This window comes from Burkholderia cepacia (assembly GCF_001718835.1).
GTDB lineage: Bacteria > Pseudomonadota > Gammaproteobacteria > Burkholderiales > Burkholderiaceae > Burkholderia > Burkholderia cepacia_F.
On record NZ_CP013444.1, the window covers coordinates 1288221 to 1313854 of the forward strand.

Sequence of the window (25634 nt, forward strand, 5' to 3'; positions counted from 1 at the left end):
ACGCAATGAGCATCTTGGGAATCGAGCAGATCACGTATGGGGTCGACGATCTCGCGACCTGCCGGCGCTTTTTCGCCGACTGGGGGCTGAAGGAAGTCTCGCACGACGACACGCGGGCACGCTTCGAGACGCTGAACGGCTGCACCGTGCTGGCCGTCAAGGCCGACGATCCGGCGCTGCCGCCCGCGTTCGAGGCGGGCCCGACGCTGCGTGAAGTCACGTGGGGCGTCGCGACGCGGCAGGCACTCGACGCGCTGCGCACGAAGCTCGCCGGCCAGCCCGGGTATTACGTGCAGGACGATGCGCTCGGCTGCATCGATCCGAACGGGATGGCGATCCGTGTCGAGGTCACGCGCAAGCGCGAACTCGACATCACCGGCTCGCCGTCGAACGTGTGGGGCCGGACGCTGCGCGTCGACCAGCCGAGCCCGATCTACGCGCGTGCGGAGCCGGTCGAGGTCGGGCATGTCGTGTTCTTCACGAACTGCCTCGACGCGCAGGAAAAGTTCTATCACGAGCTGCTGGGCTTCGAGACGTCGGATCGCTACCCGGGCCGCGGCGCGTTCATGCGCTGCGCGCCGCACGGCGGCCACCACGACCTGTTCCTGCTCGCGCTGCCTACGGCCAAGCGCGGCCTGAACCACGTCGCATTCACCGTGCGCGACATCCACGAGGTGTTCGGCGGCGGCATGCACATCGACCGCTGCGGCTGGGAAACGCAGCTCGGCCCGGGGCGCCATCCGGTGTCGTCCGCGTACTTCTGGTACTTCCAGAACCCGGCCGGCGGCCTGATCGAGTATTACGCGGACGAAGACGTGCTGACGCCCGAGTGGCAGCCGCGCGAATTCGAGCCGGGCCCGACCGTGTTCGCCGAATGGGCCGTCGACGGCGGCCTCGACGGCAACACGCGCCGGCAGAAGAACGCGAAGGCGCCGGAAGGCAAGTTCATGACGGAGCGCAAATCGTGAGCGAAGAGAACGCACAGGCGCAGCCCGCGCCCGGCACGGTCGTCGTGATCGGCGGCGGCCAGGCCGCCGGCTGGGTGCTGAAGACGCTGCGCGCGGAAGGGTTCGCGGGCCGTCTCGTGATGATCGCCGACGAGCCGCATCTGCCGTACGAGCGCCCGCCGCTGTCGAAGGCCGTGCTGGCCGGCGACGCCGACATCGAAACCGTGCGCGTCGTGCGTCCCGACGAATTCGACGCGCTGGACGTCGAAGCGTGGCAGCCGGAACGCGCCGCATCGATCGACCGGGCGCGCCGCGTCGTGACGACCGAAAGCGGCCGCGAGATCGGATACGACCGTCTCGTGATCGCGACCGGAGGCACGTCGCGCCGCCTGCCGGACGCACTCGTGAGGACCCCGAACCTGCATTACCTGCGCACGCTCGACGAAGCGGCCGCGCTCGGCGAGAAGCTGCGCGCGAGCCGGCGCGTGCTCGTGATCGGCGGCGGCTGGATCGGCCTCGAAGTCGCGGCGACCGCGCGCAAGCTCGGCGTCGAGGCGGTCGTGGTCGAAGGCGCGCCGCGGCTGTGCGGCCGCTCGGTGCCGCCGATCGTGTCGGATTTCCTGCTCGACCTGCACCGCGCGAACGGCGTGGACGTACGGCTCGGCGCGGCGCTGGCGTCGCTCGACGCGCAGCCGGACGACGCGTCGAAGGTTCGCGCAACGCTTGCCGACGGCACGACGATCGACGCCGATTTCGCGGTGGCCGGCATCGGCCTCGCGCTGAACGCATCGCTCGCGAGCGATGCGGGGCTGGCGATCGACGACGGCATCGTCGTCGACGAATTCGGCGCGACGAGCGACCCGGCGATCTTCGCGTGCGGCGATGTCGCGAACCATCACAACGGCTGGCTGAAGCGGCGCGTGCGGCTCGAATCGTGGGCCAATGCGCAGAACCAGGCGATCGCGGCCGCGAAGGCCGTGCTGGGCGTACGCGCACCGTACGCGGAGATTCCGTGGTTCTGGTCGGATCAGTACGACGTGAACCTGCAGATCCTCGGCGATCTGCCGGCGGATGCGCAGCTCGTGGTGCGTGGCGAGCTTGCCGCGCGACGCGCGACGCTGTTTTTCGTGGGCGAAGGGCATGTGAGAGGTGTCATCGCCGTGAACAACGCGCGTGAGCTGAAGCTCGCGCGCAAGTGGATGAACCAGGGCCGGGCAGTGGATACGGAAGCGCTGGCAGACACGAGCAAGGCACTGGCCTGACCGGGCGACGAGACACAGGAGACACCCCGCATGAGCACTTTCGACAATGTCGTGGCCGGTCGCGCCACGATGGAAGCTGCCGCCTCCACGCCCGGCGCGATCATCGCGCGGCTCGAGCGGCTTCCGGCCAACGCGATGCAGATCCGCGCCCGCGTGCTGATCGGCACCGCGACGTTCTTCGACGGCTTCGACGTGATCACGATCGCGGCGACGCTGCCGCTGCTGATTCACAAATGGGGGCTGTCGCCGACGCAGATCGGCCTGCTGATCGCGTCCGGCGCGATCGGCCAGCTGATCGGCGCATTCCTGTTTCCCGCGCTGGCGGAGAAGCACGGCCGCGTGAAGGCGATCGCGTGGAGCTCGGCCGTGATCGGCATCACGAGCATCGCATGCGGCTTCGCGCCGACGTTCGAGATCTTCGTGCTGCTGCGGATCCTGCAGGGCCTCGGCCTGGGCGGCGAGCTGCCGGTCGCCGCGACTTACATCAACGAGATCACGCGCGCACATGGCCGCGGCCGCTTCGTGCTGCTGTACGAGATCGTGTTCCCGATCGGCCTGCTCGTGTCGATGGCGCTCGGCGCGTGGCTCGTGCCGCGCTTCGGCTGGGAGATCATGTACTTCGTCGGCGGGTTGCCGCTGATCCTGTCGCTGGTGCTGACGCGCCTCGTGCCGGAATCGCCGCGCTGGCTCGCGTCGCGCGGGCGGCTCGCGGAAGCCGGGCAGGCGACGAGCGCGTTCGAAGCGTCGGTGCGCGGCGAACTGCCGCCGGTCACGCAGGTGGCCGCGTTCGACGAGATGGTGCGCCAGCACCCGAAGCGCCGGATGAGCGACCTGTTCAGCGCCGCGTATCGCAAGCGCACGCTCGCGGTGGCGACGTTGTGGGCGACCTGCGGGTTCATCCAGTACGGGCTGTCGACGTGGCTGCCGACGATCTACAAGAACTTCTATCACGCGCCGCTGCAGCTCGCGCTGAACCTGGCGGTGATCGGCTCGGTGATGGGCGTGCTCGGGTCGCTGGCGTCGGCGCTGCTCGTCGACAAGCTCGGCCGCAAGCCGGTGATCGTATGGTCGTTCGTGCTGTGCGCGTTGTCGCTGGCGTTCGCGGGCTTCTATCACGCGTCGTCGGTGTATGTCGTCTCGATCTTCTGCTCGCTGTCGCTCGGGTTGATGGCGTCGGGGTTCATCACCGCGTACGTCTATACGCCTGAGCAGTATCCGACGAGTATCCGCGCGTCGGGCTGCGGGCTCGGCAGCGCGTGGCTGAAGATCGCGTCGTTCGTCGCGCCGATGGTGGTGCCGCACGCGATCATCGGCGGGAACCTCGCGCCGGCGTTCTACCTGATCGGCATCGTGCCGCTGATCGCGGCGGTGACCGTGCACTTCGTCGGGATCGAGACGAAGGGGAAGGTGCTGGAGGCGCTCGAGGCGTAGGCGCGGACGATTCCGCGCCGGGGCGAAACTTTGACAGGTGCGACTCCCGAATGCGGGAATAATCGGGAATTATTACAATCCTGTCATTGTTGACGGTTTGCTTTCAATAAGTGGGGTGATAATTTCAATTCTCCTTTAAACGGAAATCGATAAATAGAAAAAGGAGAAGATGAATGAATGGAGTCATACGACGGGGCTTGATCGTCGTCAGTGCATGCTGGCCGTTATTCATGTCTTCGGCGCACGCGGGGGGCGCGCCCGACGTGTCGCCCATTTGCACGTCGGTATTCCAGGAGACCAGCGACAACTCCCTGCTCAGTCGCGGATCGCATTGCCAGAAGTCGGAATCCTTCGAGCGGGTGCTGATTGGAGACGACAACAGCGAGACCGGCCGGGTCCGCATCGACGCCTACACCTATTCGGATAACCCGCTCAACCAACTGTCGTGGCAGGTCCGGTTCCGGTTCCGCACGACGACCCTGTCCGGCAATGGCGGCGGATTGCAGATCAAGCCGGTCATCGAATGCGGGTCGCAGTGCACCGTGTCGCCGAGCGCCGGCGTAGGTCTCGTGCCGGGCGGCCTGTCCGGCGAAACGATCGTCACCATCACGCCGAACATGAGCGGGGGCAATCCGCTGTATGTGCGCCCGTATGTCGAGTACCGGATCGTGAAGACCGGCGACTCGTTCGAGAACGGTTCGAGCCTGACCACGCATTCGGGCATGAGCTACGTGCCCGAGTTGCGCTGCGACGTCGGCGTCGCGAAAAGCGGCACGCAAGGATGCATCTACTGGAAGGCGCCGGCGGTGATGCGCTCGGTCAAGACCAACAACCCGGATGTCGACGAATCCGCGAAGCATATCAAGGAGGCGCAGGCGCAGGGGTTGCCGGGCAACTTCGTGCCGCGTGACGACGGCACGATCCTGCCGGGGTCGGACTCGCGTGCGCTGACGCGCACCCGCGACGCAGCGCTGCGCGCCAGCAATCGCGATGCGTCCAGGCAGCAGTGCATTGCGCAGTACGGCCGGGTCACCGGACAATGCACGTTCACCGGCGATTCCGACGAAACGCCGAGCGATTGCGATTGCGACGAGTATCCGTTCGCGGCAACCAACCAGGGCGCGGCGGGCGGCAGGTTCTCGGTCAAGCGCATCGACGCCAGCGACAATCGTCGCGCCGGCGCGTTGCTCGGCAATTTCTTCAGCGCGCAGCGCGTGCTCGACGGCGACGAGTTCTACGTCGACGTCGAACCGGGCGGTGCCGTTCCCACGTCGAAGCGGCGCTGATTCGCCACGCTGCAGCTGATCGAACGCACGCATCATCGGGCTGCTTGCCGATGATGCGCGCGCCCGTAGTGTATTGACATGATGATGACGAACGAGCTTTTACCGATGCCGGCATGGCTGGCCGACGCCTATCGCCGTTGCGCCGACGCCGTGCCGGGCGGCATGCGCGTCGAGACCGTGCCGGTCGAGCACGCGTGCGGACGCGTGCTCGCGCAGGCCGTGACCGCGCCCGAGGCGCTGCCGCGGCTTGCGCTCGCGGCGATCGAAGGCTATGCGCTGCGCGCGATCGACGCCGCACACGCATCGCCCGCGCGGCCGGCGACGCTGAACGTGCGCCGGCACTATCCGATCCTGATTCATCGCGGCGGCGATCCGGCGGCGCGTGCGCTGTCGGCGGGCGATGCCGAATGGCTGCCGGCGCTCGCGCCGTTGCCGGCGCATGCGGACACCGTGGTGCCGCGCTCGCGCAATCGCGCGCCCGACGGGCAGCAGCATGCGCGCCTCGACCTTGACGCGCCGCCGGTCGAGGGAGAGGGCGTGATCGCGCGTGGCGCGGATTACGCATGTGATGCGCTGCTGCTCGACAAGGGACAGCGCATCGGCGCGGAACAGCAGGCGCTGCTGATCGCCGCCGGCGTGCGTACGGTCGAGGTCAGCCGGCGGCCGCGCGTGTGCGTGGTCGTCGCGAGCTACGACCTCGTGCCGTCTGCCTGCGAGCGGCAGCCGTGGCAGCGTCCCGACGCGAACGGCCCCTATCTGTGCGCGCTCCTGAAGCAGTGGGGCTACGACGCGTCGCTCGAATATGTCGCGCCGCCCGACATGACCTTGCCGCCGCTGGCGTCCCGCGATGCCGAGCTGGCGTTTCGCCGCCAGCTTGCTGCGCTTGCGCAGCGCTACGACCTGCTGGTCGGCACCGGGGTGCTGGCGGACGATCCGCACCAGGATGCCGCGCTGAACCGGTTGCCGGTGTTTCCGGTCAGCGAGGCGCGCGTGACGCTGCCGCAGGTGCGTGGCGCGCGCTTCAATTTCGGCCGCAGCGAGGATCGTTCGCCGGCGCAGCGCCGGACGTTCGAGTTGACCGATGCGGCGGGCCGGCCGCGCGGGTCGCGCGTCGTCACCTATTTCGACCAGGCGACGCTCGTCAACCTGCCGGGCTATCCCGGCGACGTCGCGATCCTCGCGCACACGATCCTGCGACGGCTGATCGATCTGCTGGAATTTGCCGACATGCCGGGACCGTACTGGGAGACGGGCGTACTCGGCGCGCCGACGTCGCGCGATCCGGCGCGGCATGACCTGCGCTGGGCGACGCTCGCGGCGGGTGCGGCGGGCGAACCGGTCGTGACGCCGCTCGCGGGCGAACGGGCCGATGCGCTCGGCGCGCTCGCCGGAGCCGATGCGCTCGTCGCGATCGAGTCGGGGGCGACGCCGCTGGCAGCGGGCTCGCCGGTATTGTTCATGCGGCTCGACCAGTCGCACAGGCCGATGCGCGCTGTGGGGGACGCTGCGCAAGCGGCTCAATCTCCGGCGGTGGATGTATCGCATGCGGCAACCCCTGATTCATCACGCAAGGATGCGACGAGCGCGGCCGTCGCGTCATCGCCGGGCGACACGATCGCGGCGGCCTGGGCGCGTCTCGACGCATGGCGGCGCACGCTGCCGGCCGATGCGCCGGAGCCGTTCCGCGGGCCGGCGAGCGACGACGATCTGCGCGCGCTCGAGGCGGGGCTGGGCGTCGCGTTGCCGGAGGCGTGGCGCGCGAGCCTGCGGTTGCACGACGGACAGGAAGCCGGGCGCACCGAGCCGTTTGCCGGCGAGACGCTGCTGTCCGCGCGGCAGATCCTCGCGCAGTGGTCCATCTGGCGCGATCTGGTCGTGAGCGGCGATCTGGCGGACTGCGAGGGCGAGCCTGAGCCGGGCATTCGCGGCGACTGGTACAACCTGAAATGGATTCCGCTCACGCACAACGGCAGCGGCGATCATCTGTGCGTCGATCTCGACCCGGACGAGGGTGGGAGGATCGGGCAGGTGATCAGGGTGTGGCACGACAGTCCCGAGCGCGAGCTCGTGGCGGAGGGTGTGGGGGAATGGTTGGCGCGTGGGGTGCCGGGCTGACGTGCGGCTGGGGGCTGCGAAAAAATGGAAGCCGGCGTTTCGTCGGGGCGATTTCTCGACGAAATCCGGTTCGGTTGGCGGGGCTCGATGGAAGGATCAGGCCTCGGGTGCGTGGCAAACCACTTCGATGTTGTGCCCGTCCGGACCGATGACGAACGCTGCGTAGTAGTTCGCGTGGTAGTGCGGGCGCAGGCCAGGTGCACTGTTGTCCTTGCCGCCCGCCTCCAGCGCCGCGCGATGGAAAGCTTCAGCTTGCCGGCGATTCTCGGCCACGAACGCCAGGTGAAGATGCGCGGGCTTCTCGTCGGTCTGGTACGGGCACAAGGAGAAGGTCGGCCGGGAAAAGCGAAAAATCCGCCGCATCTCGACCTACGCTTCTGATTTGAAAGCGAAATCGATGGTCGGATCGAGCGGCGGCACGGCACGCTGAAGTTCAAGCAGGTCGTTCCCGAGCCGATTGATATGCTCGCCCGGGCGGCCGAGATCGTCGTCCGAGTGGCGTCCCTTCTCCGGGGGCGCTGTCGGTCGATTCGATCGCCTATGCGCTATCTGTCCTCGGCGCGACGTTCCGCTGGTCGATCGAGCAGCAGTAGGTCCTCGCGAATTCATTCGCCGGCACTCAAAGTGAGCGCGGCTCAATGGGGGACTGGACATCCTGCGCCCATTTGCGGTTGGCGAATGGGAACTAATCCGGACGACTGCTGACGGGCTCGAATGGTCGCACGGCCGGATGGTGACCACCCTGTAGCGCCTGCGCTTTGTGCTCGACTCCGGTTACACGAGCGGCCTGAGCGCGGGCGAGCTAGGTCGGCGTCACGCTCAGCGGGTATCGAAATCGGTGCACGCGGCGAGCGTCAGCTGCATCTCGACGGCAAGGGCGCGAAGGTTGGCAAGGTACTGCGGCCGTCGCTCGCACGGTCGCGCTGGAGCAGTACCTGATACAACGCGATCTAACGAGATCAGCAAACCTCACGGAAGGCCTGTCGGCGCCGCTGGCGATCACGTCCGTCAGCAAGCAGGCCCAAATGTAGGCGCGAAGGCGAGCCCGGGAAAGTCGCGACGCAGTAGGCGCGCTCTATTGACTACGGAAAACAATAGATATTGTTACTTTGCGTAGGTAAATTTGTCGCTGTTATATCGGTGTCATGAGTGGATCGTTTGACAACAAAGTAACAGAGATGGTGCTCCATGTCGCTAACCTTCGCCCACACCGTTGAATCGCGCTTTGCTGAACTGACACCGACCAGCAAGCGGATTGCCAGCTATATGCTGGCGAATCTCGACCGCCTCGGGTTGGAAACAGCCGACCAAATTGCCCAGCAGACCGGCACCAGCGGCATTTCTGTCGGGCGATTTTTGCGTAGCGTTGGCTATCGCAATCTGGACGACCTCAAACTGGAGTTACGAGGCTCCGAAGAACGTCCTTGGATGATCACGGACCGGCTTGACGAGTATCGTCGGATGGCGGGACGTGCAGACACGTCGCCGCGCTCGCTCGAACTCGAACTGGGGGCTATCCGGCATGCGTATGAACTGGCCCAGTCACCCGCTTTCGCACGGGTTGCCGACCACATCGCCACCGCGGACGCAGTGTACATCCTTGGAATTCAATCAACTCGGGGCATCAGTAACGCGTTTCACAGCTACCTCGAATATATCCGTCCACGTGTCTTCTATTCCGACGGGATGTCTGGATCATACGTTGACGCGCTTAACTCGGAATTCGAGTCTCCGTACCTCATCATCACCGACACACGGGCTTATTCGCGTGTCGCTCGTCAACTTTGCGCAGCTGCGTCGCGACGTGGTTTGCAGTACGCCTTGGTCACGGACGTCTATTGCCCTTGGGCGCGCGAATTCCCGTGTGACGTTCTTCAGGTCAAGACTGATGTTGGTCAATTTTGGGACTCGCTTGCGCCGTTGACCTGCCTGTTCAACTCCCTCATTACAGCCACTGTTGAACGGCTGGGTCCTGGCATCGACGAACGTGTTGCCCGCAACAAGGAATTGCAGCGGGAACTTGACCAGTTCGATCTTTAACATCCATTTTTTCAAATTTCATTGATGCCACAGCATCGCCTTATCGAAGTAACCCGAGCCAGCCACGGCGTCGAGATCGATCTTGTGTACGCAAGCGAGCGGAACCTTACCGGCAAGCCGATTTATCGGGCCGCACGCTGTCTTTTGCTGGAACCAGCTGAAACCTGCTTGCGCAAGGCGATCGCTTTAGCAGTCAGTGCCGGCGTGAATTTGAAGATCTTCGATGCGTACCGCCCACCCGAGGTTCAACGAGCGTTATGGGAATTCCTCCCGGACCCCACCTACGTCGCCGATCTCGGACTCGGGTCAAATCACAGCCGGGGGACGGCGATCGATTTGACGCTGGTCGATGCTAACGGTGAGGAGCTTGACATGGGTACTCGTTTCGACGCGATGACTGCGGCGTCGAGCCATTTTTATAACGACCATCCGCCTCACGTGCAGCGCAACCGACTCTTGCTGCTAGGGCTGATGCATGCTGCGGGGTTTGTCCATATTGATAGCGAGTGGTGGCACTACGAACTCCCTGATTCGCAGCAGTTTCCCATGATTGAAAACGACAATTGTGGTTCCTTGCGTCTGATGTAGTTCTGCCTGCTCAAATTTGTTTCGCGCTTTTCGTCACACCGTCATTCTCGTACAAATCAACTATCGTATTTGGGAGTACATATGAAACTCACGTTGCGAAATGCACTCGCTGCAGCGGCAGTGGCATCGGTTTTTGCAGCAATGCCTGGTCGTGGCGCGCAGGCCGCTACCCCGAAAGATTTCTTCGTCATGGCTACGTTGTTGGACGAATTCACATCACTTGATCCGGGTGAGATTTACGAACTTGTACCGGAAGAGTATGTAGCGAACACATACGATCGCCTCGTACGGGTCGACTTGCATGACCCGTCAAAATTCAATGGCGACGTTGCTCAGTCCTGGACCGTCAGCCCGGACGGATTGACGTTTACGTTCAAGTTGAAGCCGGGACTCAAGTTTCACTCCGGCGATCCGTTGACTGCCGATGACGTGGCTTGGTCGATTCAGCGCACCGTTTTGCTCGACAAGGGGCCCGCAGCCGTGTTGCAGGGCATCGGACTGACCAAAGAAAACGTGCTCCAGCATGTCAAAAAAATCGATGACGCAACTATCTCGGTGCAAACCGACCAGAAGTACGCGCCAACGTTCGTGCTGAATGTGTTGGGCTCGTGGCCAGCCTCCGTACTGGACAAGAAGTTGCTGATGTCCCATCAGAATGGAAACGACTTCGGCAACGGCTGGCTCAAGACAAATGAAGCTGGGTCGGGTGCCTACAGGCTAGTCAAATGGAACGCCAGCGACAGTATCGTTCTGCAACGGTTCGACGGCTATCGCTTTCCGCTGGCAATGAAGCGCATCGTGTTGCGGCACGTGCCGGAATCGTCGAGCCAACGTCTGCTGCTCGAGAATGGCGATGTTGATGTGGCGCGGGATCTTAGTCCGGACGATCTCAACTCTCTGTCGAACGCCGGGAAAGTGAACGTTACGGCCGTTCCGCAAGCGACGCTCATGTATCTTGGTTTGAACCAGAAGAATCAGTATCTCGCGAAACCCGAGGTTCAGGAAGCGATCAAGTGGTTGGTGGACTACAGCGGCATCCAGCAGAACATCGTGAAGTCTACATACAAGATCCATGTAGCCTTCATTCCGGAAGGTTTCCTTGGCGCATTGAACAGCAATCCGTATCACAAAGACGTTCCGAAGGCCAAGGCACTTCTTGCGAAGGCCGGCTTGCCGAATGGTTTCAAGGTGAAGATGGACGTCCGCAACGACTATCCATACACCGAGATTGCGCAGGCGATTCAGGCCAACCTGGCCCAGGCGGGCATCAAGGTCGAACTCGTTCCCGGTGACAACAAGCAGACGTTGGCCAAATATCGGGCCCGTCAGCACGACATCTACATCGGGGAGTGGTCCGCAGACTATATTGATCCGCACAGCAATGCACAGGGCTTTACGTGGAATCCAGACAATTCCGACAACTCTAGCTACAAGATGCTCGCGTGGCGTAACGCATGGAACATTCCGCAACTGACTGCGAAAACTCAGGCCGCACTGGCTGAATCATCGACGACGAAGCGAGCGCAGATGTATCAGGCGATGCAAAAGGACGTTCTTGCTCATTCGCCGTTCGTGATCATGTTCCAGAAGGTCGCTCAGGTAGCCGTGCGTCCAGGGGTGACAGGCCTGAAAGTGGGCCCAATTAACGACCTCGTCTCATATCGCGATCTGAAGAAACAGTAAGCATTGCCTGTCGGCGCAGTCGACCACTGCGCCGCATCCTTGTGGAAAGCCATCATGTCGACTCCAATAGCCTTCTTCGACCGGATCCGTTTGCTATCCGTCGATCATGCCTGGGCACGCTGGACACTACGTCTCGTGCGTTGGCTCGTTACACTGTTCATCACGTTCCTCGGCCTGCTCGCAGTGACGTTTATTATCAGCCGCAAGATCCCGATAGACCCGGTGTTGGCAGTGCTCGGTGATCGGGCATCAGCTCAGGCTTACGCGGCGGAGCGAATCGCGCTAGGGCTCGACAGGCCTCTCGTTGTCCAGTTTTCAATGTATGCACACGATGTGCTGCGAGGCGATCTTGGCATCTCGCTATTGACCTCGAATCCCGTACTGACGGACATCAAACGTGTGTTCCCCGCAACTGTTGAATTGGCCACGATTGCGACGCTCATCGGCGTACTGACCGGGGTGCCGCTCGGCGTCATTGCCGCGGTTCGACATAATCGCTGGATTGACCACGTCGCCCGCTTTATCGGTTTGATCGGGAACTCCGTGCCGGTGTTCTGGCTAGGGCTGATGGGCTTGCTCCTTTTCTATGCAAAGCTGCATTGGGTCTCAGGGTCCGGCCGCCTCGATCCTGTCTATGACGGCATGGTTGACGCCAAGACGGGTAGTCTGTTGATTGACTCAGTCTTGGCAGGCGAGTGGGAGGTGTTCTTTAACGCTCTGTCGCACATCATCCTTCCGGCGATGATCCTGGGGTACTACTCAGTCGCCTACCTGAGTCGCATGACACGCTCATTTGTGCTGGACCAGCTAAATCAGGAATACATCACCACTGCCCGCGCGAAAGGACTGCCGGAGCGGCGGGTTATCTGGCGCCATGCATTCGGCAACATAGCGGTCCCGCTCCTGACAGTGATCGCACTCAGTTACAGCTATTTACTGGAAGGTTCGGTGCTGACTGAAATCGTCTTTGCATGGCCTGGCATCGGCTCCTATCTCACCAATGCATTGCTTAGTGCAGACATGAATGCCGTGCTTGGCAGCACGCTTGTGATTGGCGCAACCTTCATCGGTTTGAACCTGCTTACCGACGCCTTGTACCGGGTCTTCGATCCGCGCGCACGACAACGCGCATAAGGATCGTTCCGTGCTACAGCCCCTACACTCAAAGACACAGGACCATACGATGAGCACTACATCACATCATTGGAAGAGTTGGCTTCTGAGCGACACTCCAGCGTCGCGCCGACAAGCGGCGTTGGGACTCGCTTACCGCCGGTGGAAACGCTTCTGTAGTAATCCGCTGAGCGTTTTCGGGTTTGTCGTTCTGTCGCTGCTCATTGTGCTTGCGATCGTCGGCCCAATGATGGCGCCGCATGATCCTCTGCGTCAGATATTGTCTGATCGCCTCCTGCCGCCTGGCTCGCCATCGCATTGGCTTGGGACTGACCAGCTCGGCCGCGACATTCTTTCCAGACTTATCTACGGTTCCCGACTGACGCTGAGCATAGCGATTCTTACCGTCATACTGGTCGTGCCCGTCGGACTGTTGATCGGTACGACCGCAGGCTTTTGCGGAGGCGCTGTTGACACCGTTCTGATGCGGATTACCGATGTAGCGTTGTCGTTTCCAAAAATCGTCCTGGCGTTGGCTTTCGCGGCCGCGATGGGTCCTGGCGTAATCAATGCGGTAATCGCGATATCCATTACTGCGTGGCCGCCTTACGCTCGGCTCGCGCGCGCGGAAACGCTGAAACTGGTGCAGGCGGACTTCATTCATAGCGCGCGGCTACAAGGTGCATCGTCTCTGCGCCTTCTCCTGCGTTACATCGTGCCCCTATGTTCGTCATCGGTCATTGTGCGTGCCACGCTGGACATGGCCGGGATCATTCTTACGGTCGCCGGTCTTGGGTTCCTTGGCCTCGGTGCGCAACCGCCGAGCCCGGAATGGGGCTTTATGGTGGCGTCAGGTCGTAATGTCCTGCTTGACGCGTGGTGGGTGGCCACCATTCCGGGCTTTGCCATCCTGCTGGTGAGTCTTGCTTTCAACCTGCTTGGTGATGGTCTGCGCGACGTCCTTGATCCGCGACATGGAGCGTGAAATGAAACCAGTAGCGAATGTGCATTTGGCGTCTCAGCGATCGCCCGAGCCGCTTTGTGAAATCGATGGCTTACGCGTGGGATTTCGCGGTGCCGACGGTCGCATAGCAGAGGCCGTGCGCGGCATGACGCTGAAGCTTCAGAAAGGGGAGCGACTCGGCATTGTGGGCGAATCCGGGTCAGGAAAATCCATGACAGGCCGGGCGCTGATGGGGCTCTTGCCACCCAGCGCGAAGTGGTCTGCTCAGACCATGAAATTCGACGGCGAGGATCTGCTCGCGATGCCACCGCATGGGCATCGGCGCCTGTGCGGTCAACATATGGGGATGATCCTGCAAGACCCGAAATACTCCCTGAACCCGGTGATGACCGTCGCTCAGCAAATGCGCGAGGCTTTCGTAATGCACTATCCGACGCTCGGGCGCCGCGCAATGCGCGAGAAGATCGTCGACGCTTTGGCGGCGGTGCACATCCGGGACCCCGCTCGCGTCGCTGATTCGTATCCGCACGAACTGTCCGGTGGCATGGGCCAGCGCGTCATGATTGCAATGATGGTTTCGTGCGGACCGCGGCTGTTGGTCGCTGACGAGCCGACCAGCGCTCTCGACGTCCTCGTGTCGATTCAGGTGCTGAGCATCCTCGATGAAATGATAGCCCGGCACGACACCGGCCTTATCTTCATTAGCCATGATTTGCCGCTCGTGATGTCTTTCTGCGACCGCGTCGTTGTCATGTACGCCGGACGGGTGGTCGAGGAGTGCGCGGCCCGCGACTTAGTCCACGCGCGGCATCCTTATACGCGGGGACTACTCGCGGCCAATCCGCCGCTCGATAATCCACCTGACGAGCTGCCGACCCTCAAGCGTGACCCGGCTTGGCTTTCGGAGGCAATGCAATGATTGATGGCAAGGATGTCCGGATCAGGTTCAAAACCGACACCGGCTATTTCGACGCAGTTCGCCAGGCGAGCTTTCATGTCGACGAGGGAGAGATATTCGGTCTCGTCGGCGAGTCCGGCTCCGGGAAGTCAACGATCCTGCGAGCGCTGAGCGGGCTCACGCCCATTGCCGAAGGGAGCTTGCGCATTGGTTCTCATGCGCTGACGGACAGGATTGACCGTACCTTTAGGCGGCAGGTACAGATGGTGTTTCAAGATCCTTACGGCTCGCTGCATCCGCGCTTCACGGTTGATCAAACCTTGCGTGAGCCGTTGGCGATTAATCGCTTAGACCGACAGGACGAACGCATCGTCAACGCCCTTCGGGAGGTCGGCCTCAACCCGGCGTTTCGCTTTCGTTACCCACACCAGCTGTCAGGCGGACAGCGGCAACGAGTCGCGATTGCTCGTGCACTGATCGTTGAGCCAAACGTCCTGCTGCTTGACGAGCCGACCTCTGCACTGGACGTCTCGGTGCAGGCCGAGATTCTCAACCTGCTGAAGAGACTGCATCGGGAACGCCACTTAACAATGATCCTGGTCAGCCACAATCTCGCTGTTGTGGGTTTTCTATGTCAGCGAGTGGCGGTAATGCGTAACGGAGAGATCGTCGAACGAGTGAGCGTTGATGATATCCGGCAGCATCGTGTAGAGCACGAATACACGCGTCGTCTGATGCTTGCAACCGAAGGCTATACACGAAAATCGGTCGTACAAGACCCGTATATGCAGTCTGCAAGCTAGTGCCGCTGGTTAATTTCGCCCCGCTTGCAGACGGCGGGGGAATTTTTTTTGGCATATGAATTAGTAATGCGAAATTATATATAGATGCCGAAATTTGTTTTTCCGATGTTTTTGACAGTCAAAACATGAAGGGGTTGTTCCATGTAATGCGTAAGTATAGCGAAATAAGAACAGCTAATTTTTTACGATGAGTTTGGAGAAACTTTAATGAAACGAATGGCGCTATCAGCTATCTCGCTCGGCATGCTTGCTGCTACCTCAGCGGCGCACGCTCAGAGCTCTGTCACTCTCTATGGTTTGATTGATAACAGCATTACGTACTTACACAACGACGGCGGCAAGAACACGGTGGCGATGGTCAACGGCAACCTCCAGGGTTCGCGTTGGGGGCTGAAAGGTGCCGAGGATCTCGGCGGCGGCCTGAAGGCGGTCTTTCAGTTGGAAAATGGCTTCGACCCGAACACCGGAAAACTGGGCCAGGGTGGCGCCGAATTTGGTCGCCAGGCATATATTGGCTTGTCCGACGACAGGTTCGGTACAGTCAAGGCCGGTCGACAATTCGTGCCGGACACTGACCTGGTCCAAGGCATCACAGGCGACAACTACTTCGGTTCGGTGTTTGCCACGCCTGGAGACGTCGACAATTACGACAACAGTGTGCGGGTAAGCAATTCGCTGAAATACATCAGCCCCGTGTTCGCAGGGTTCCAGGCGGAGGCGATGTACGCTTTCGGCAATCAGGCCGGCTCGATTGGTGATCGTCGTGCCTGGGGTGCGGCGCTGGCCTATACGAACGGTCCGGTGGCTCTGGCCGCAAGCTACCAATACTATAACGGCGGCAACGTTACGGTTGTTCGTAAATTCAACGGTGGCACGAACACGACGAGTGATTCGATATTCAACGGGCCGATCAATGCGAGCTACGATTCCGCCGCGTCGGTGAAGATCGCACGTGTAGCCGGACAGTACACCGTCGGTTCGTTCAATCTTGGCGCCTCGTACAGTAACGCCCAGTACACAGCCGATTCGCACTCGTCGTTTGGCCAAACCCAGAAGTACAACACTGGCAACGCATTCGCCACATATCAAGTGACTCCTGCCTTCCTGACGGGGATCGGGTATAGCTATACGAAGAGCTCCGGCAATTCTTCGGCGAAATACAATCAGGTCAGTTTGGGCGCGGACTATAACGTATCGAAGCGAACGGACTTCTATCTTGTTGGTGCGTGGCAACATGCGTCGGGTCAACAAGACCCTGCTGGCAATCAAGCGCAGGCTTCCATTGGGTCGTACGGTTTTGCAGGCGCGAACGGCGCATCGCAAGAGTATGTTGCGCTGGGCATTCGCCACAAGTTCTAAAGCAGCAAGCCTTGCCGGCCGGAGCATTCTGGCCGGTTTCCTTTCGCCGGCTAATGTGCCGGCATATCCACTGACCGTGTGATCTTCGTTTGAACGTAGAAGACGCATGGGTCAGAAACCATCTCGAGTTTTCATGGAGCCAGTTATGCGAGTCGCCATTCTCGGAAGCGGCGTCGTTGGCGTTACCAACGCGTACTACTTGGCCCGCGCGGGGCACGAGGTCACTGTTATCGATCGGGCGCAAGGCCCCGCCCTCGAAACGAGTTTTGCCAATGCCGGCCAAATCTCGCCCGGATACGCTTCCCCGTGGGCAGCGCCGGGCGTTCCACTTAAGGCTATCAAGTGGATGTTCCAGAAGCACGCGCCATTAGCGATCCGCCTCGACGGCAGTGCGTTCCAGTTGCAATGGATGTGGCAGATGCTGCAAAACTGCTCGAAGGCGCGTTACGCGGTGAACAAAGGCCGCATGGTCCGTCTTGCCGAATACAGTCGCGAATGCCTTCAATCTCTACGTGCCGAGACGGGTATACAGTACGAGGGACGTACGGGCGGCACACTACAAGTGTTCCGCACACAGCAGCAACTCGATGGCGCAGCGAAAGACATCGCCGTGCTGCGGGACGAGAGCGTGCCATTCGAGTTACTCACGCCTGCCGATCTGTTCAAGGCCGAACCAGCACTCGCAGCGGTATCGCACAAGCTGACGGGCGGCCTACGCTTGCCGAACGACGAGACTGGCGACTGCCATATGTTCACGACACGTCTTGCCGCCATGGCAGAAGATATCGGCGTCGAGTTTCGCTATGACACACCTATCGACGCGCTTTCTATACGAGACAACCGGATCGTTGGCGTGCATTGTGGTCACGAGTTTGTACAGGCAGACGCGTATGTGGTCGCACTTGGGTCCCATTCGACGAAGTTGCTCGGCAGTCTGTTTAGGATTCCGGTCTATCCGCTCAAGGGTTATTCGATCACTGTGCCGATCGAGAACGGGGATGCTGCTCCAGTGTCGACTGTGCTCGACGAAACCTACAAGATTGCGATAACTCGCTTCGATGACCGAATTCGTGTCGGCGGCATGGCGGAGATCGTCGGGTATGACTCAACGTTGAAGCCGGCACGCCGTGAGACGCTCGAAATGTGCGTAAACGACCTGTTCCCGCATGGCGGCGACACGTCGAAGGCGACGTTCTGGACCGGACTTCGACCGATGACGCCCGACGGCACGCCGATAGTTGGTCGTACGCCATTGCCGAATCTGTTCCTGAATACGGGCCACGGTACGCTCGGCTGGACCATGTCATGCGGCGCCGGCCAATTGTTAGCCGACCTGATGTCCGGCAGGGAGCCTGCGATTCAGGCAGACGATCTATCGGTCCATCGTTATATTGGATCGGTCGATAGGGCCGCTTTCGCCACCGGTTGACGCCACTGCATCAAGACTTCTCTCAAAGCCGACGGTTTCGCCGAGAAGTGAAGTTTTCATCGCTCGAGCAAGTACGGTCGAATTTTAGCCGAAGGGCTTTAGTTGCATGAAAGTCGACCAGCCGCCGCGGCACGGCACTGAATGTATTGAAGACGTTGTCCCATCGATAACTTGTATTAGCGATATGGATGCATTTCTGAACGAAACTGCCGTTTCGCGAAACGCGTCACACTTGGCCGTCACGCCGTTGTTACCCTGATACCTATAATCCCGGGATGCCGAACGTTTCGCCGTCGCTACCGTTTCCCGACCCTGCGTCCCTGTCCGCGCTGCGCGTATGGTACGCGGGTGGTCGGGTCGCGCGATGCTGTCGAGCGCTACTGCCCACAGGCGCTCGGGGTCGGCTAGTCGGCGCGTGGCGTGATCGGCCGGATTCGCCGGCAGCTCGCCGGTTTTGCCCTCAGCCGGCACCGGGCCGATCTCGCCCGCCTGCTCCAGTGTGCGGCCGGCGACCGTACCCGCTGCCGCCTGGCCGCCAACCGGGCGATGGATCTCCTTTCTTCTTGACCTCTGCCAGAGCCGCAGGTGAGCGATCCGGTCGATGTCTGGCTATCTTCCCGCGCTGATGCGGCCGGTCTGCGCGCGGGCGAACTCGTTGGCGTCACGCTGGGCGGTATCGAGACCGGTGCGCGCGGTGAGCGGGGGCTTCACCTTACTGGCAAGGGCGCGAAAGCGGGCAAGGTGGTGCTGCCGCCGCTCGCGCGTTTCGCACTGGACCAGTACCTGATGCAGCGCGGTCTGCCCGTAAGTCCGGCGAGCTGGACACCGGATACGCCGCTGCTCGGTCATCTCGACGAACCCGGCGGCATTACCACACAGCGCTTGAGCGAGGTTCTGCGCCGGTTCTTCCGGACGGCCGCCGACGGCGCGCGACGCTGACGAGCGTGCGGGACAACCTGCGTCACGCGTCGATCACGACTACGTCGATCTACCTGGACGACGACGAAGTTATGCGCGCCTGGCAGATCGAGCGGATCTTTGCGCGACGCACGCCGGCATGAGCACCGTCCACGAGACCATCTACCCGGTGCTGCCTGCAGATCCAGGCACCGCCGAGCGTCGCGGAAATCCGCTTCGTGCGCCGGCAATCCCGGCAGGAAGCTACCGCCGTGTTGATCATGGTGCAACTCAAGCTGCTGCAACGCCTCGGTTACTTTCCGATGCTCGTGGACGTGCCCCCCGTCATCATCGATCACATCCGGACCGCGATGCGGGCCCGCACCTTGCCCCGGAAATCGGTCGCGCGATACGACGTATCAGGCACCCGTATCCGTCACCAGAAGCTGCTGCGTAGCTGGCCCGACATCAGAGCGTTCGATGCCGCCGGAACGACGTGGTTGAGCGAGCTTGCGGCGGCTGAAGCCGGAACCAAGACCGAACTGCCCGACATCTTCAACGTGCTTATCGAGGAACTGATTCGGCGCCGGTACGAACTGCCGCCGCTGGCGACGCTGCAGCGCCTCGCCGTGCGCGCGCGCAACGATGGCAACGAGGCAATCTATGGAGCGATCGCCAGCTTTCTCAAGCATATCGACGAGATCAGGAAACTGGCCGAAGGCTCGCCGGTGCCGCCCGCGATCCTGTCCGTTTGCAAGCGGACCCAACTGGTCACCGAAGCGCGGGCGCTCGACGTTGCGGAACTGCGATCGCTCAAGACCGCGAAGCGTCATGCGCTCGCGGTGCTGTTCATCCAGGCGCAGCTGCAGAAGGCGCCCGACGATGTCGCCGAGATCTTCATCAAGGTGATGCGCAAGTTCGAGTCGTATGCGCAGGTCCGGCTGCAAAAATACCAGCTTGAACATGCCGACGTGCAGGAAGGTCTCGTCGGACAGTTCAGGGACGTGTTGCAGATTCCGCAGGATGAAGACGTTCCCGAGCGGCAGCGCTTGCCGAAAATCCGCGAAGCGCTCGGCGACCCTGCAGCGACGCTGTCGGCGGTCCCTCCGACGCAATCGCTACGCCGAGCGGTTCAAGTGCCGAATTTCATCGGCCGCTTCCGCGAATCCGTTAAGCGGTGTGACGCCGATACATGGCCAGGGACCCCGCGAGCACAACAAGGACAGCGCCGCAGGACCGTTCCAGCCATAGCGCTCCCGACTCCTTCAGCAGGCGAATTGCTCGCGCGCCGAGCAGCGAATAGCCGAACATGATCAGGCAATCCAGCATCGCGAACGTTATCGCGAGTGCTGCGTACTGCGGCGCAAGTGGCGCGGACGGCGTGATGAACTGGGGCAAAAATGCGGAGAAGAACAGATACCCTTTCGGGTTGGTGACTGCGGTAAGGAAACTTTTCAGGAAAATCGCCGAGTTGTTTTCGCGGCTTGTTTCACCCTGCGTGCTCGCGAGGTTCAACGCACCCTTTGACATCAATAGCTTGACGCCAATGTACGCAAGGTAGACCACGCCGACCCATTTGACGACGGTGAACCAGAACGCCGACGCCGCCAGCAGCGCACCAAGACCCAGCGCCACCGCGAAAATCAGCACGAAGTCGGATGCGACCGCTCCGGCAAACCCATAAGCAGCGCGACGAAGGCCATAGCGGGAGCCATTGGTCAACGCCAGCAGAACCGTCGGTCCAGGCGTTGCGATACCTACAAAGGCTACAGCGGCAAAGATCAGCAACGTACTTTCACGCATGGCGCTTCTCTCCGGCGGAATGGATGGGATAGATCACGTGGCTGCCAAGTATAGCGCTGCACTATCACCTGCCAGTCGCAGTCGTTCGCAACCCTCTCCGTTGCGACGGCAATTCCGCGAGATTATCGCAAGCGGACGTTCACGAGGTAATCGGCAATGGCGGCCACTGGCCGAACTCCGACGGTCTGCCCCGCGTGTTCCGGTAAATGGAGGCGCAGGCGCGCGGCGGTGAGTAGATGCAAGCGAGGCGGCCCGGGCGACGTCTGGGCCGATTCGTTTTTGGTTCGTCATGGATTGACGGAGCGCTGGATTCACCCGATGACCGAGACCTGAGTCCAGTTCCGAGAGGGCCTTTCGGCAATGGCACATTCAGTCATATGGCAAGCAAGCTCGAACACATTAAAGAGTGCCATTTTCACGACGATAATCAATCGTCCCATACTCATTTTGTGGACGCGCAATGATGCCGACCAGACTGATGATTCATCTAATCATGCCCGAGCGCCGTGTGAAACACGGCTTCAACTGGGGTGCCCTGATATTCGGCACGATGTGGGCATACTCGGAAGGACTGGTTGCCCTGGGAGGCCGGTTGATTGCGATGTAAAGGTCACCAACAATAAATCCCACTCAATTGGGGTTTCGTGCAGGACATCGTTCATCCGTGAGTGATCGGTTTCCACAGCGCAGCATGCAAATCCGAGCTAAGCCGATCACTGGGCTGATACTAGTCCTCAACCTGCGTGGCGGTGCTGCCAATCAACATGCAACCGCATTCGGTGTGATGACCATGTAGCGCAACACGCTCGCCGCCAATTGTCAACGTTGGATGCGCCTCAATGATCTTATTGATGCCGTGCGATTTGCCATCAGGGTATTTCTGTGGACAGTCGACGAGATCGTGCAGGCGGGCAATCGCCTTACCTCAAATCGTATGGATATCCGAACCGCTGATCACGCGTCCCCCATGCGATGTCATATCTCCGACCACGATGATAGGTAGTGCCATCTTGCACCTCGGCAAAGTTGAGAACGAATTTCCGTGTGTCGCCTGGATAGACGCACGCGTACATCAATCGCTTTCCTGATTGGAGTCCTCTTCCGGATAAGACGGGTAGGTGCTTGCTATCCTACCTTTGATGTAGGCTATGCGGCTGCGATATGCTTTCAGCAAGCACGCGTTATCACTGCAGGAATTCCGCACCGTCCTGATCCAGTTGATTTGATCCAATCGAACTGGGTCCTGATATGAAATTTCTTTCGAATTGGTTATCAGCATCGCAACGTAGCCGCGATTGACGGTTGCATCCAGCCTAATCAGCTCCGGATTTTTACATATGAGATGTTCAACATTCGTGCTGGCTTTGCTGCAATCGAAACTTTGCTCAGCATTTGCTGGCACATGCGTCTGACGTTCGAATAGGTATGCCCAGGAACCGTCGAGCAGCACCATTTCGTCTGGTGACCTGTAGATCATCGCAAAACCTAGCCCCGAGCAGAGTGGTGCGTCGGCATCTCCGAGGATGTAGGTATCAGTTAGTGCGGTGCCTTTCGCGTGAAACTTGGTGCTCAAGAAGGCATTGAATTTATCTCTGGAGCCAAATGAGTGAGAGATAACCGGATCAACATGGAAATTCATCTTCTTGTCGACCTTTACACTGCAACTGTGCCCAGTGTAATGAAATACGAACGCGCCATCATTAAATGTGAGAAATCCTGCTATCTGCGGATTGACCGGAAAAGGCAGATTGTGCGTATCACGGCCTTGTTCAAATTGTGCTGCGCCCGTCATCCGATACGTGTCCTGAGCCGCAGCACAAATCGGCGCCAAGACTACCGACATCAGGAGGAGTAGGCACTGCTTGAGTTTCTTCATGGAGAAAATAGACATCGTTCGTTCAATGGTTTGAATTGTAAGTAGCCAGGCAAAACATATCGTGCTCTCGTTCCCGACGCGTCTTGTTTTCGATATCCAAGAATTCGACGGGCGCGCCGGTGTAGTCGCAGCAGTTCAGTTTGCGACACAGACTAGGCGCTTTTTTGAGGCTGCCCATGTTAAAAGCGAGCGAGACAAGGGCATCGTACTCATGTTGATAGAGGGGTACGTGGATCGCCTTCTTGACGCGAGCTTCGATTGCTATGACATCGCCGTCAAACAATGTCTGAGCCTCCGCGACGGTTACCCTCGCGCTCGTACTGCCGTCAGAGCGAGACTGATTGGAATTTTGTCCATCGATTGATGGAGGAAGAAGGCTTATTCGGTTTCTGGCGTCAGGACAAGGAAGGAAATTCGCATAGGTTCATCGTGACCGATGACATTTACTCGCGTGATGAGGTGTCTCCCAATCCAGTCGGATTCTCCAGGTCGGCCAAGCTCGGAATAAGTCACGGCTCGGCGCGGAACAAGCGCGTTCTCTGGCAGCGACGGAATGCTCGTCTTGAGCAGGCGATCTTGCTGGATCAGGCCACCACGAATCGCCTGAGCCACTTCGGTCATGTTCATGCGTTATCCATCTTCTTGTTTTTTGCAAGCCTGCAATGGCCAGCGCTCTCACGGGAACGGCTTCCCCGTTATATCGCCGCAATTTTAGCGACGTCGACAGGTCATGAGAATGTACCTTGGTCGAGAAAACCACAATATGGTCTGACAAAAACCCATACACTTGCCTGCGAGGCGGTTAGGCTTGACGTGGTTAAGATCATCGCAATTACATATTGCAAACTATTTTCTTTCATATATATTCGCAAAATCGCAGATGCAGTCGAGTGTCGCCGCAACCACGATTCCGGTGGCCACACCGGACAGAGGTGGCCGCGCAAATTCGGACAGTCGGATAAGTGGTTTGGCCGGGGCCTGAGCCGGCGATAATGCTGGCAAAGGAACCGAGGAAATGACGAAGAGAACCCGACGGACGCACTCAGCGGCGTTCAAAGCGAAGGTGGCGCTTGCAGCGGTCAAAGGCGAACGGACGCCGGCCGAACCGGCGCAGCAGTTTGATGTGCACCCGAACCAAATCACGGAGTGGAAGCGGCAGTTGCAGGGGCGCGCGGCAGACGTGTTTGGCGCGGCAGGCGCGCCGTCGAGCGAGCCGCCAGTGGATGTGAAAACGCTGCACGCGAAGATTGGCCAGTTGACGCTGCGGAATGATTTTTTAAGCGGCGTGCTCACCAAGTCGGGATTGCTGAGCGCAAAGCGATGATCGACCGTACGCATGCGCTGTCGGTTTCGCAGCAGGCCCGGCTGGTCGGCATTGCAAGATCGAGCGCGTATTGCCGGCCGCGGCCGATGAGCGAGGTCGATCAGATACTGATGCGGCGGATCGACGAACTGACCATAGATTCCGTTTGCCGGGGCGCGGATGCTGGCGCGACTGCTGCGTCGCGAGGGGCACGAGATCGGCCGCCGTCGCGTGCGCACGCTGATGAAGCGCATGGGTGTCGAGGCGCTGTACTGCAAGCCGAACAGGAGCCGCCGCAACGCCCAGCACAAGATCTGGCCATACTTGCTGCGAGGTGTGAAGATCGACCGGGCCAACCAGGCGTGGGCACTCGACACGACGTACATTCCGATGGCGCGCGGCTTCGTGTATCTGACGGCGGTGGTGGACTGGGCGAGCCGCAAGGTACTCTCGCACCGGGTCGCCACCACGCTGGAAGCCGTGCATGCTGTCGAAGCACTAGAAGAAGCGTTCGCCCGTTACGGGTGGCCCGACATCATGAACACCGATCAGGGCAGCCAGTTCACGGCGGGCGCGTTTACCGAGGCCGTGCTGGGCCGGGGCATCCGACTGTCAATGGACGGCAAGGGAAGTTGGCGCGATAACGTGTTCGTCGAGCGGGGATGGCGCAGCATCAAGTATGAAGAGGTCAACCTGAAGGCGTACGAGTCGGTCAGCCATGCCCGGCGTTTCATCGGCGGATACATCGAGTTGTACAGCCGGAAGCGGCTCCATTCGAGCCTGGCGGATCAGACGCCGGATGAGGCATACTTCGCGACGCTGCCTGCGATCAAATCGGCAGCATGACTGCCTTGGGCATTCCACTTAAAAATATCGAAAACCTGTCCGAACGAGCGAGGCCACGTTTGTGAGTGCGTGGCCTGCGAGGGGGCCGACGTTTGCGAGAGAGCGCTTTTTTTTAGGGGCTTCGTGGAATTCCGAGGATGTCGCTCGCCGACCAAAAAGAGACATTCAAAATGTTTGTAAAAACGAATCAAAAAATGAAAGTGCTCCTCATTGCCTCATTAGGCATTTCGTTGCTTGCCCAAACATCACCAACCTTTGCGGATGGCGACAACGGGAAAAAACTCTTCCTGGCGAGATGTGCGATGTGCCACGGAGCAGATGCCAGAGGAACAGGGCCATTGGCAAACAAAAGCAGCCCACCCACACCCGATCTCACGACACCGGCCTTCAAAAAACGGCTCAGCGATTACCCGGGCGTCATTGTCTCATCAATCATACTTCGCCCGAACGGGGACCTGATTCCAAAAACGTTACGAGAAAATGGCATAAAACTGCCGCCCCACTCCTGGACAGTCAAGGACTTTCGCGATTTGAATCAATACATGAGTGAATTGATTTTAAAAAATTGAATAGCCCATATGAAATTCGGTTAAAATAAATTTCGTTTTCGGTCTGATTTATTGAACTGGTAAACGACAAGTTTTGACCGGTTCCGGACGTGAAAGGCTGTGCAGCACTTGCCCGCCCTGCCGGTGTCAAGGAAATCTCATGCGAGGTTATATTCCAGGAGTACCAGCACGTTGGCGCTGGAGTGGCTGACGACTTATTCGGGTCGGTCGTTTTTTTGAAGTGTTCAGGGAAGCTGCCGTCGATGCCGGTTGCCTGGATGGTCGGACTCGCGATTACTCGCTGCGGCCCGAAGTAAGGATTGCATTGATCCACGATGCCACGTCGGTGACCGGGATGGCGTGGCGTTGATTGAGCGTCCCGCTCTTGTCCCATGCGACACCCCGCCCTTGAGCAAAAGCCGCACGGTACTTTCGCGTTTGAC

Annotated in this window: 17 protein-coding genes and 8 pseudogenes; 19 read left to right on the forward strand and 6 right to left on the reverse strand. The window is 60.3% G+C overall.

Translation table 11 applies throughout. From position 1 onward, the window contains the following. Nucleotides 1-5 precede the first annotated feature (5 nt). From WT26_RS26010 to WT26_RS26030, 5 genes are all read left to right on the forward strand, one after another. Nucleotides 6-968, forward strand: a complete 963-nt coding sequence (locus WT26_RS26010) for a VOC family protein (RefSeq protein WP_069274254.1) — start codon at nucleotides 6-8, stop codon at nucleotides 966-968. Then, entirely contained in the window at nucleotides 965-2209 is a 1245-nt protein-coding gene (locus WT26_RS26015; protein WP_059522430.1) for an NAD(P)/FAD-dependent oxidoreductase, read from the forward strand. Before WT26_RS26010 ends, WT26_RS26015 begins: the two co-directional genes overlap by 4 nt. 30 nt (nucleotides 2210-2239) lie before the next feature. Then, nucleotides 2240-3640 carry an MFS transporter gene (locus WT26_RS26020; RefSeq protein ID WP_059522431.1) on the forward strand — a complete coding sequence of 467 codons (1401 nt, stop codon included), beginning with the start codon at nucleotides 2240-2242 and terminating at the stop codon, nucleotides 3638-3640. Nucleotides 3641-3870: 230 nt separating this feature from the next. Next, nucleotides 3871-4926 (forward strand): NucA/NucB deoxyribonuclease domain-containing protein, encoded by a 1056-nt coding sequence (locus WT26_RS26025; protein ID WP_069271127.1) that lies wholly within the window; start codon nucleotides 3871-3873, stop codon nucleotides 4924-4926. A gap of 105 nt (nucleotides 4927-5031) precedes the next feature. Further along, nucleotides 5032-7041 carry an SMI1/KNR4 family protein gene (locus WT26_RS26030; RefSeq protein ID WP_196222201.1) on the forward strand — a complete coding sequence of 670 codons (2010 nt, stop codon included), beginning with the start codon at nucleotides 5032-5034 and terminating at the stop codon, nucleotides 7039-7041. Nucleotides 7042-7137: 96 nt separating this feature from the next. Here WT26_RS26030 and WT26_RS26035 read toward each other — a convergent pair. Next, nucleotides 7138-7368 (reverse strand): annotated as a pseudogene (locus tag WT26_RS26035) (VOC family protein); the annotation flags it as partial. An 861-nt stretch (nucleotides 7369-8229) separates the two neighbouring features. On the opposite strand from WT26_RS26035, the gene sapR reads away from it, so the two are divergent. From sapR to WT26_RS39165, 11 genes and pseudogenes are all read left to right on the forward strand, one after another. Next, the gene (sapR, locus tag WT26_RS26040; RefSeq protein WP_045565153.1) at nucleotides 8230-9081 is read left to right on the forward strand and encodes a sap1 transcriptional regulator SapR; all 852 of its coding nucleotides are present in this window, start codon (nucleotides 8230-8232) and stop codon (nucleotides 9079-9081) included. A 24-nt stretch (nucleotides 9082-9105) separates the two neighbouring features. Next, on the forward strand, nucleotides 9106-9669 hold the full coding sequence (ddpX, locus tag WT26_RS26045; RefSeq protein ID WP_069271128.1) for a D-alanyl-D-alanine dipeptidase: 564 nt from the start codon (nucleotides 9106-9108) through the stop codon (nucleotides 9667-9669). Nucleotides 9670-9750: 81 nt separating this feature from the next. Then, complete coding sequence (locus WT26_RS26050; protein ID WP_069271129.1) at nucleotides 9751-11352, forward strand: ABC transporter substrate-binding protein; 1602 nt, start codon at nucleotides 9751-9753, stop codon at nucleotides 11350-11352. A 117-nt stretch (nucleotides 11353-11469) separates the two neighbouring features. Beyond that, nucleotides 11470-12486, forward strand: a pseudogene (locus tag WT26_RS26055) (ABC transporter permease); the annotation flags it as partial. 49 nt (nucleotides 12487-12535) lie between these two features. Further along, nucleotides 12536-13450 (forward strand): ABC transporter permease, encoded by a 915-nt coding sequence (locus WT26_RS26060; protein WP_059803924.1) that lies wholly within the window; start codon nucleotides 12536-12538, stop codon nucleotides 13448-13450. Nucleotide 13451: 1 nt separating this feature from the next. After that, on the forward strand, nucleotides 13452-14348 hold the full coding sequence (locus WT26_RS26065) for an ABC transporter ATP-binding protein (protein WP_059949644.1): 897 nt from the start codon (nucleotides 13452-13454) through the stop codon (nucleotides 14346-14348). After that, complete coding sequence (locus WT26_RS26070; protein ID WP_059955102.1) at nucleotides 14345-15130, forward strand: ABC transporter ATP-binding protein; 786 nt, start codon at nucleotides 14345-14347, stop codon at nucleotides 15128-15130. The genes WT26_RS26065 and WT26_RS26070 overlap by 4 nt, the downstream gene beginning before the upstream one ends. 207 nt (nucleotides 15131-15337) lie before the next feature. Beyond that, nucleotides 15338-16489, forward strand: a complete 1152-nt coding sequence (locus WT26_RS26075; protein ID WP_069271130.1) for a porin — start codon at nucleotides 15338-15340, stop codon at nucleotides 16487-16489. 145 nt (nucleotides 16490-16634) lie between these two features. Further along, entirely contained in the window at nucleotides 16635-17918 is a 1284-nt protein-coding gene (locus tag WT26_RS26080) for a D-amino acid dehydrogenase (protein WP_069271131.1), read from the forward strand. A gap of 627 nt (nucleotides 17919-18545) precedes the next feature. Continuing rightward, nucleotides 18546-18979 (forward strand): annotated as a pseudogene (locus WT26_RS39160) (site-specific integrase); the annotation flags it as partial. Continuing rightward, nucleotides 18976-19912 (forward strand): annotated as a pseudogene (locus WT26_RS39165) (DUF4158 domain-containing protein); the annotation flags it as partial. The pseudogenes WT26_RS39160 and WT26_RS39165, both read left to right, overlap by 4 nt. Before the next feature lie 73 nt (nucleotides 19913-19985). Here the strand turns inward: WT26_RS39165 and WT26_RS36430 are convergent. The 4 genes and pseudogenes from WT26_RS36430 to WT26_RS36440 all read right to left on the reverse strand — a co-directional run bounded on the left by WT26_RS36430 (nucleotide 19986) and on the right by WT26_RS36440 (nucleotide 22777). After that, complete coding sequence (locus tag WT26_RS36430; RefSeq protein WP_059630688.1) at nucleotides 19986-20618, reverse strand: LysE family translocator; 633 nt, start codon at nucleotides 20616-20618, stop codon at nucleotides 19986-19988. A 727-nt stretch (nucleotides 20619-21345) separates the two neighbouring features. Continuing rightward, a pseudogene (locus WT26_RS36435) lies at nucleotides 21346-21627 on the reverse strand (PAAR domain-containing protein). Between the two features lie 63 nt (nucleotides 21628-21690). Then, nucleotides 21691-22494, reverse strand: a complete 804-nt coding sequence (locus WT26_RS26100; RefSeq protein ID WP_230461740.1) for a lysozyme inhibitor LprI family protein — start codon at nucleotides 22492-22494, stop codon at nucleotides 21691-21693. A gap of 22 nt (nucleotides 22495-22516) precedes the next feature. Then, complete coding sequence (locus tag WT26_RS36440; RefSeq protein WP_230461741.1) at nucleotides 22517-22777, reverse strand: glycoside hydrolase family protein; 261 nt, start codon at nucleotides 22775-22777, stop codon at nucleotides 22517-22519. A 20-nt stretch (nucleotides 22778-22797) separates the two neighbouring features. Between WT26_RS36440 and WT26_RS36445 the strand changes: the two are divergent. The 3 genes and pseudogenes from WT26_RS36445 to WT26_RS36455 all read left to right on the forward strand — a co-directional run. Further along, nucleotides 22798-22986: pseudogene (locus tag WT26_RS36445) on the forward strand (phage late control D family protein); the annotation flags it as partial. 523 nt (nucleotides 22987-23509) lie between these two features. Then, nucleotides 23510-24643, forward strand: a pseudogene (locus WT26_RS36450) (IS3 family transposase). A 194-nt stretch (nucleotides 24644-24837) separates the two neighbouring features. Beyond that, nucleotides 24838-25212, forward strand: coding sequence for a cytochrome c (locus WT26_RS36455; RefSeq protein ID WP_080485821.1), 375 nt, complete (start codon nucleotides 24838-24840; stop codon nucleotides 25210-25212). 273 nt (nucleotides 25213-25485) lie between these two features. Here WT26_RS36455 and WT26_RS38610 read toward each other — a convergent pair. Continuing rightward, nucleotides 25486-25626 (reverse strand): annotated as a pseudogene (locus tag WT26_RS38610) (aromatic alcohol reductase); the annotation flags it as partial. Nucleotides 25627-25634: the final 8 nt, after the last annotated feature.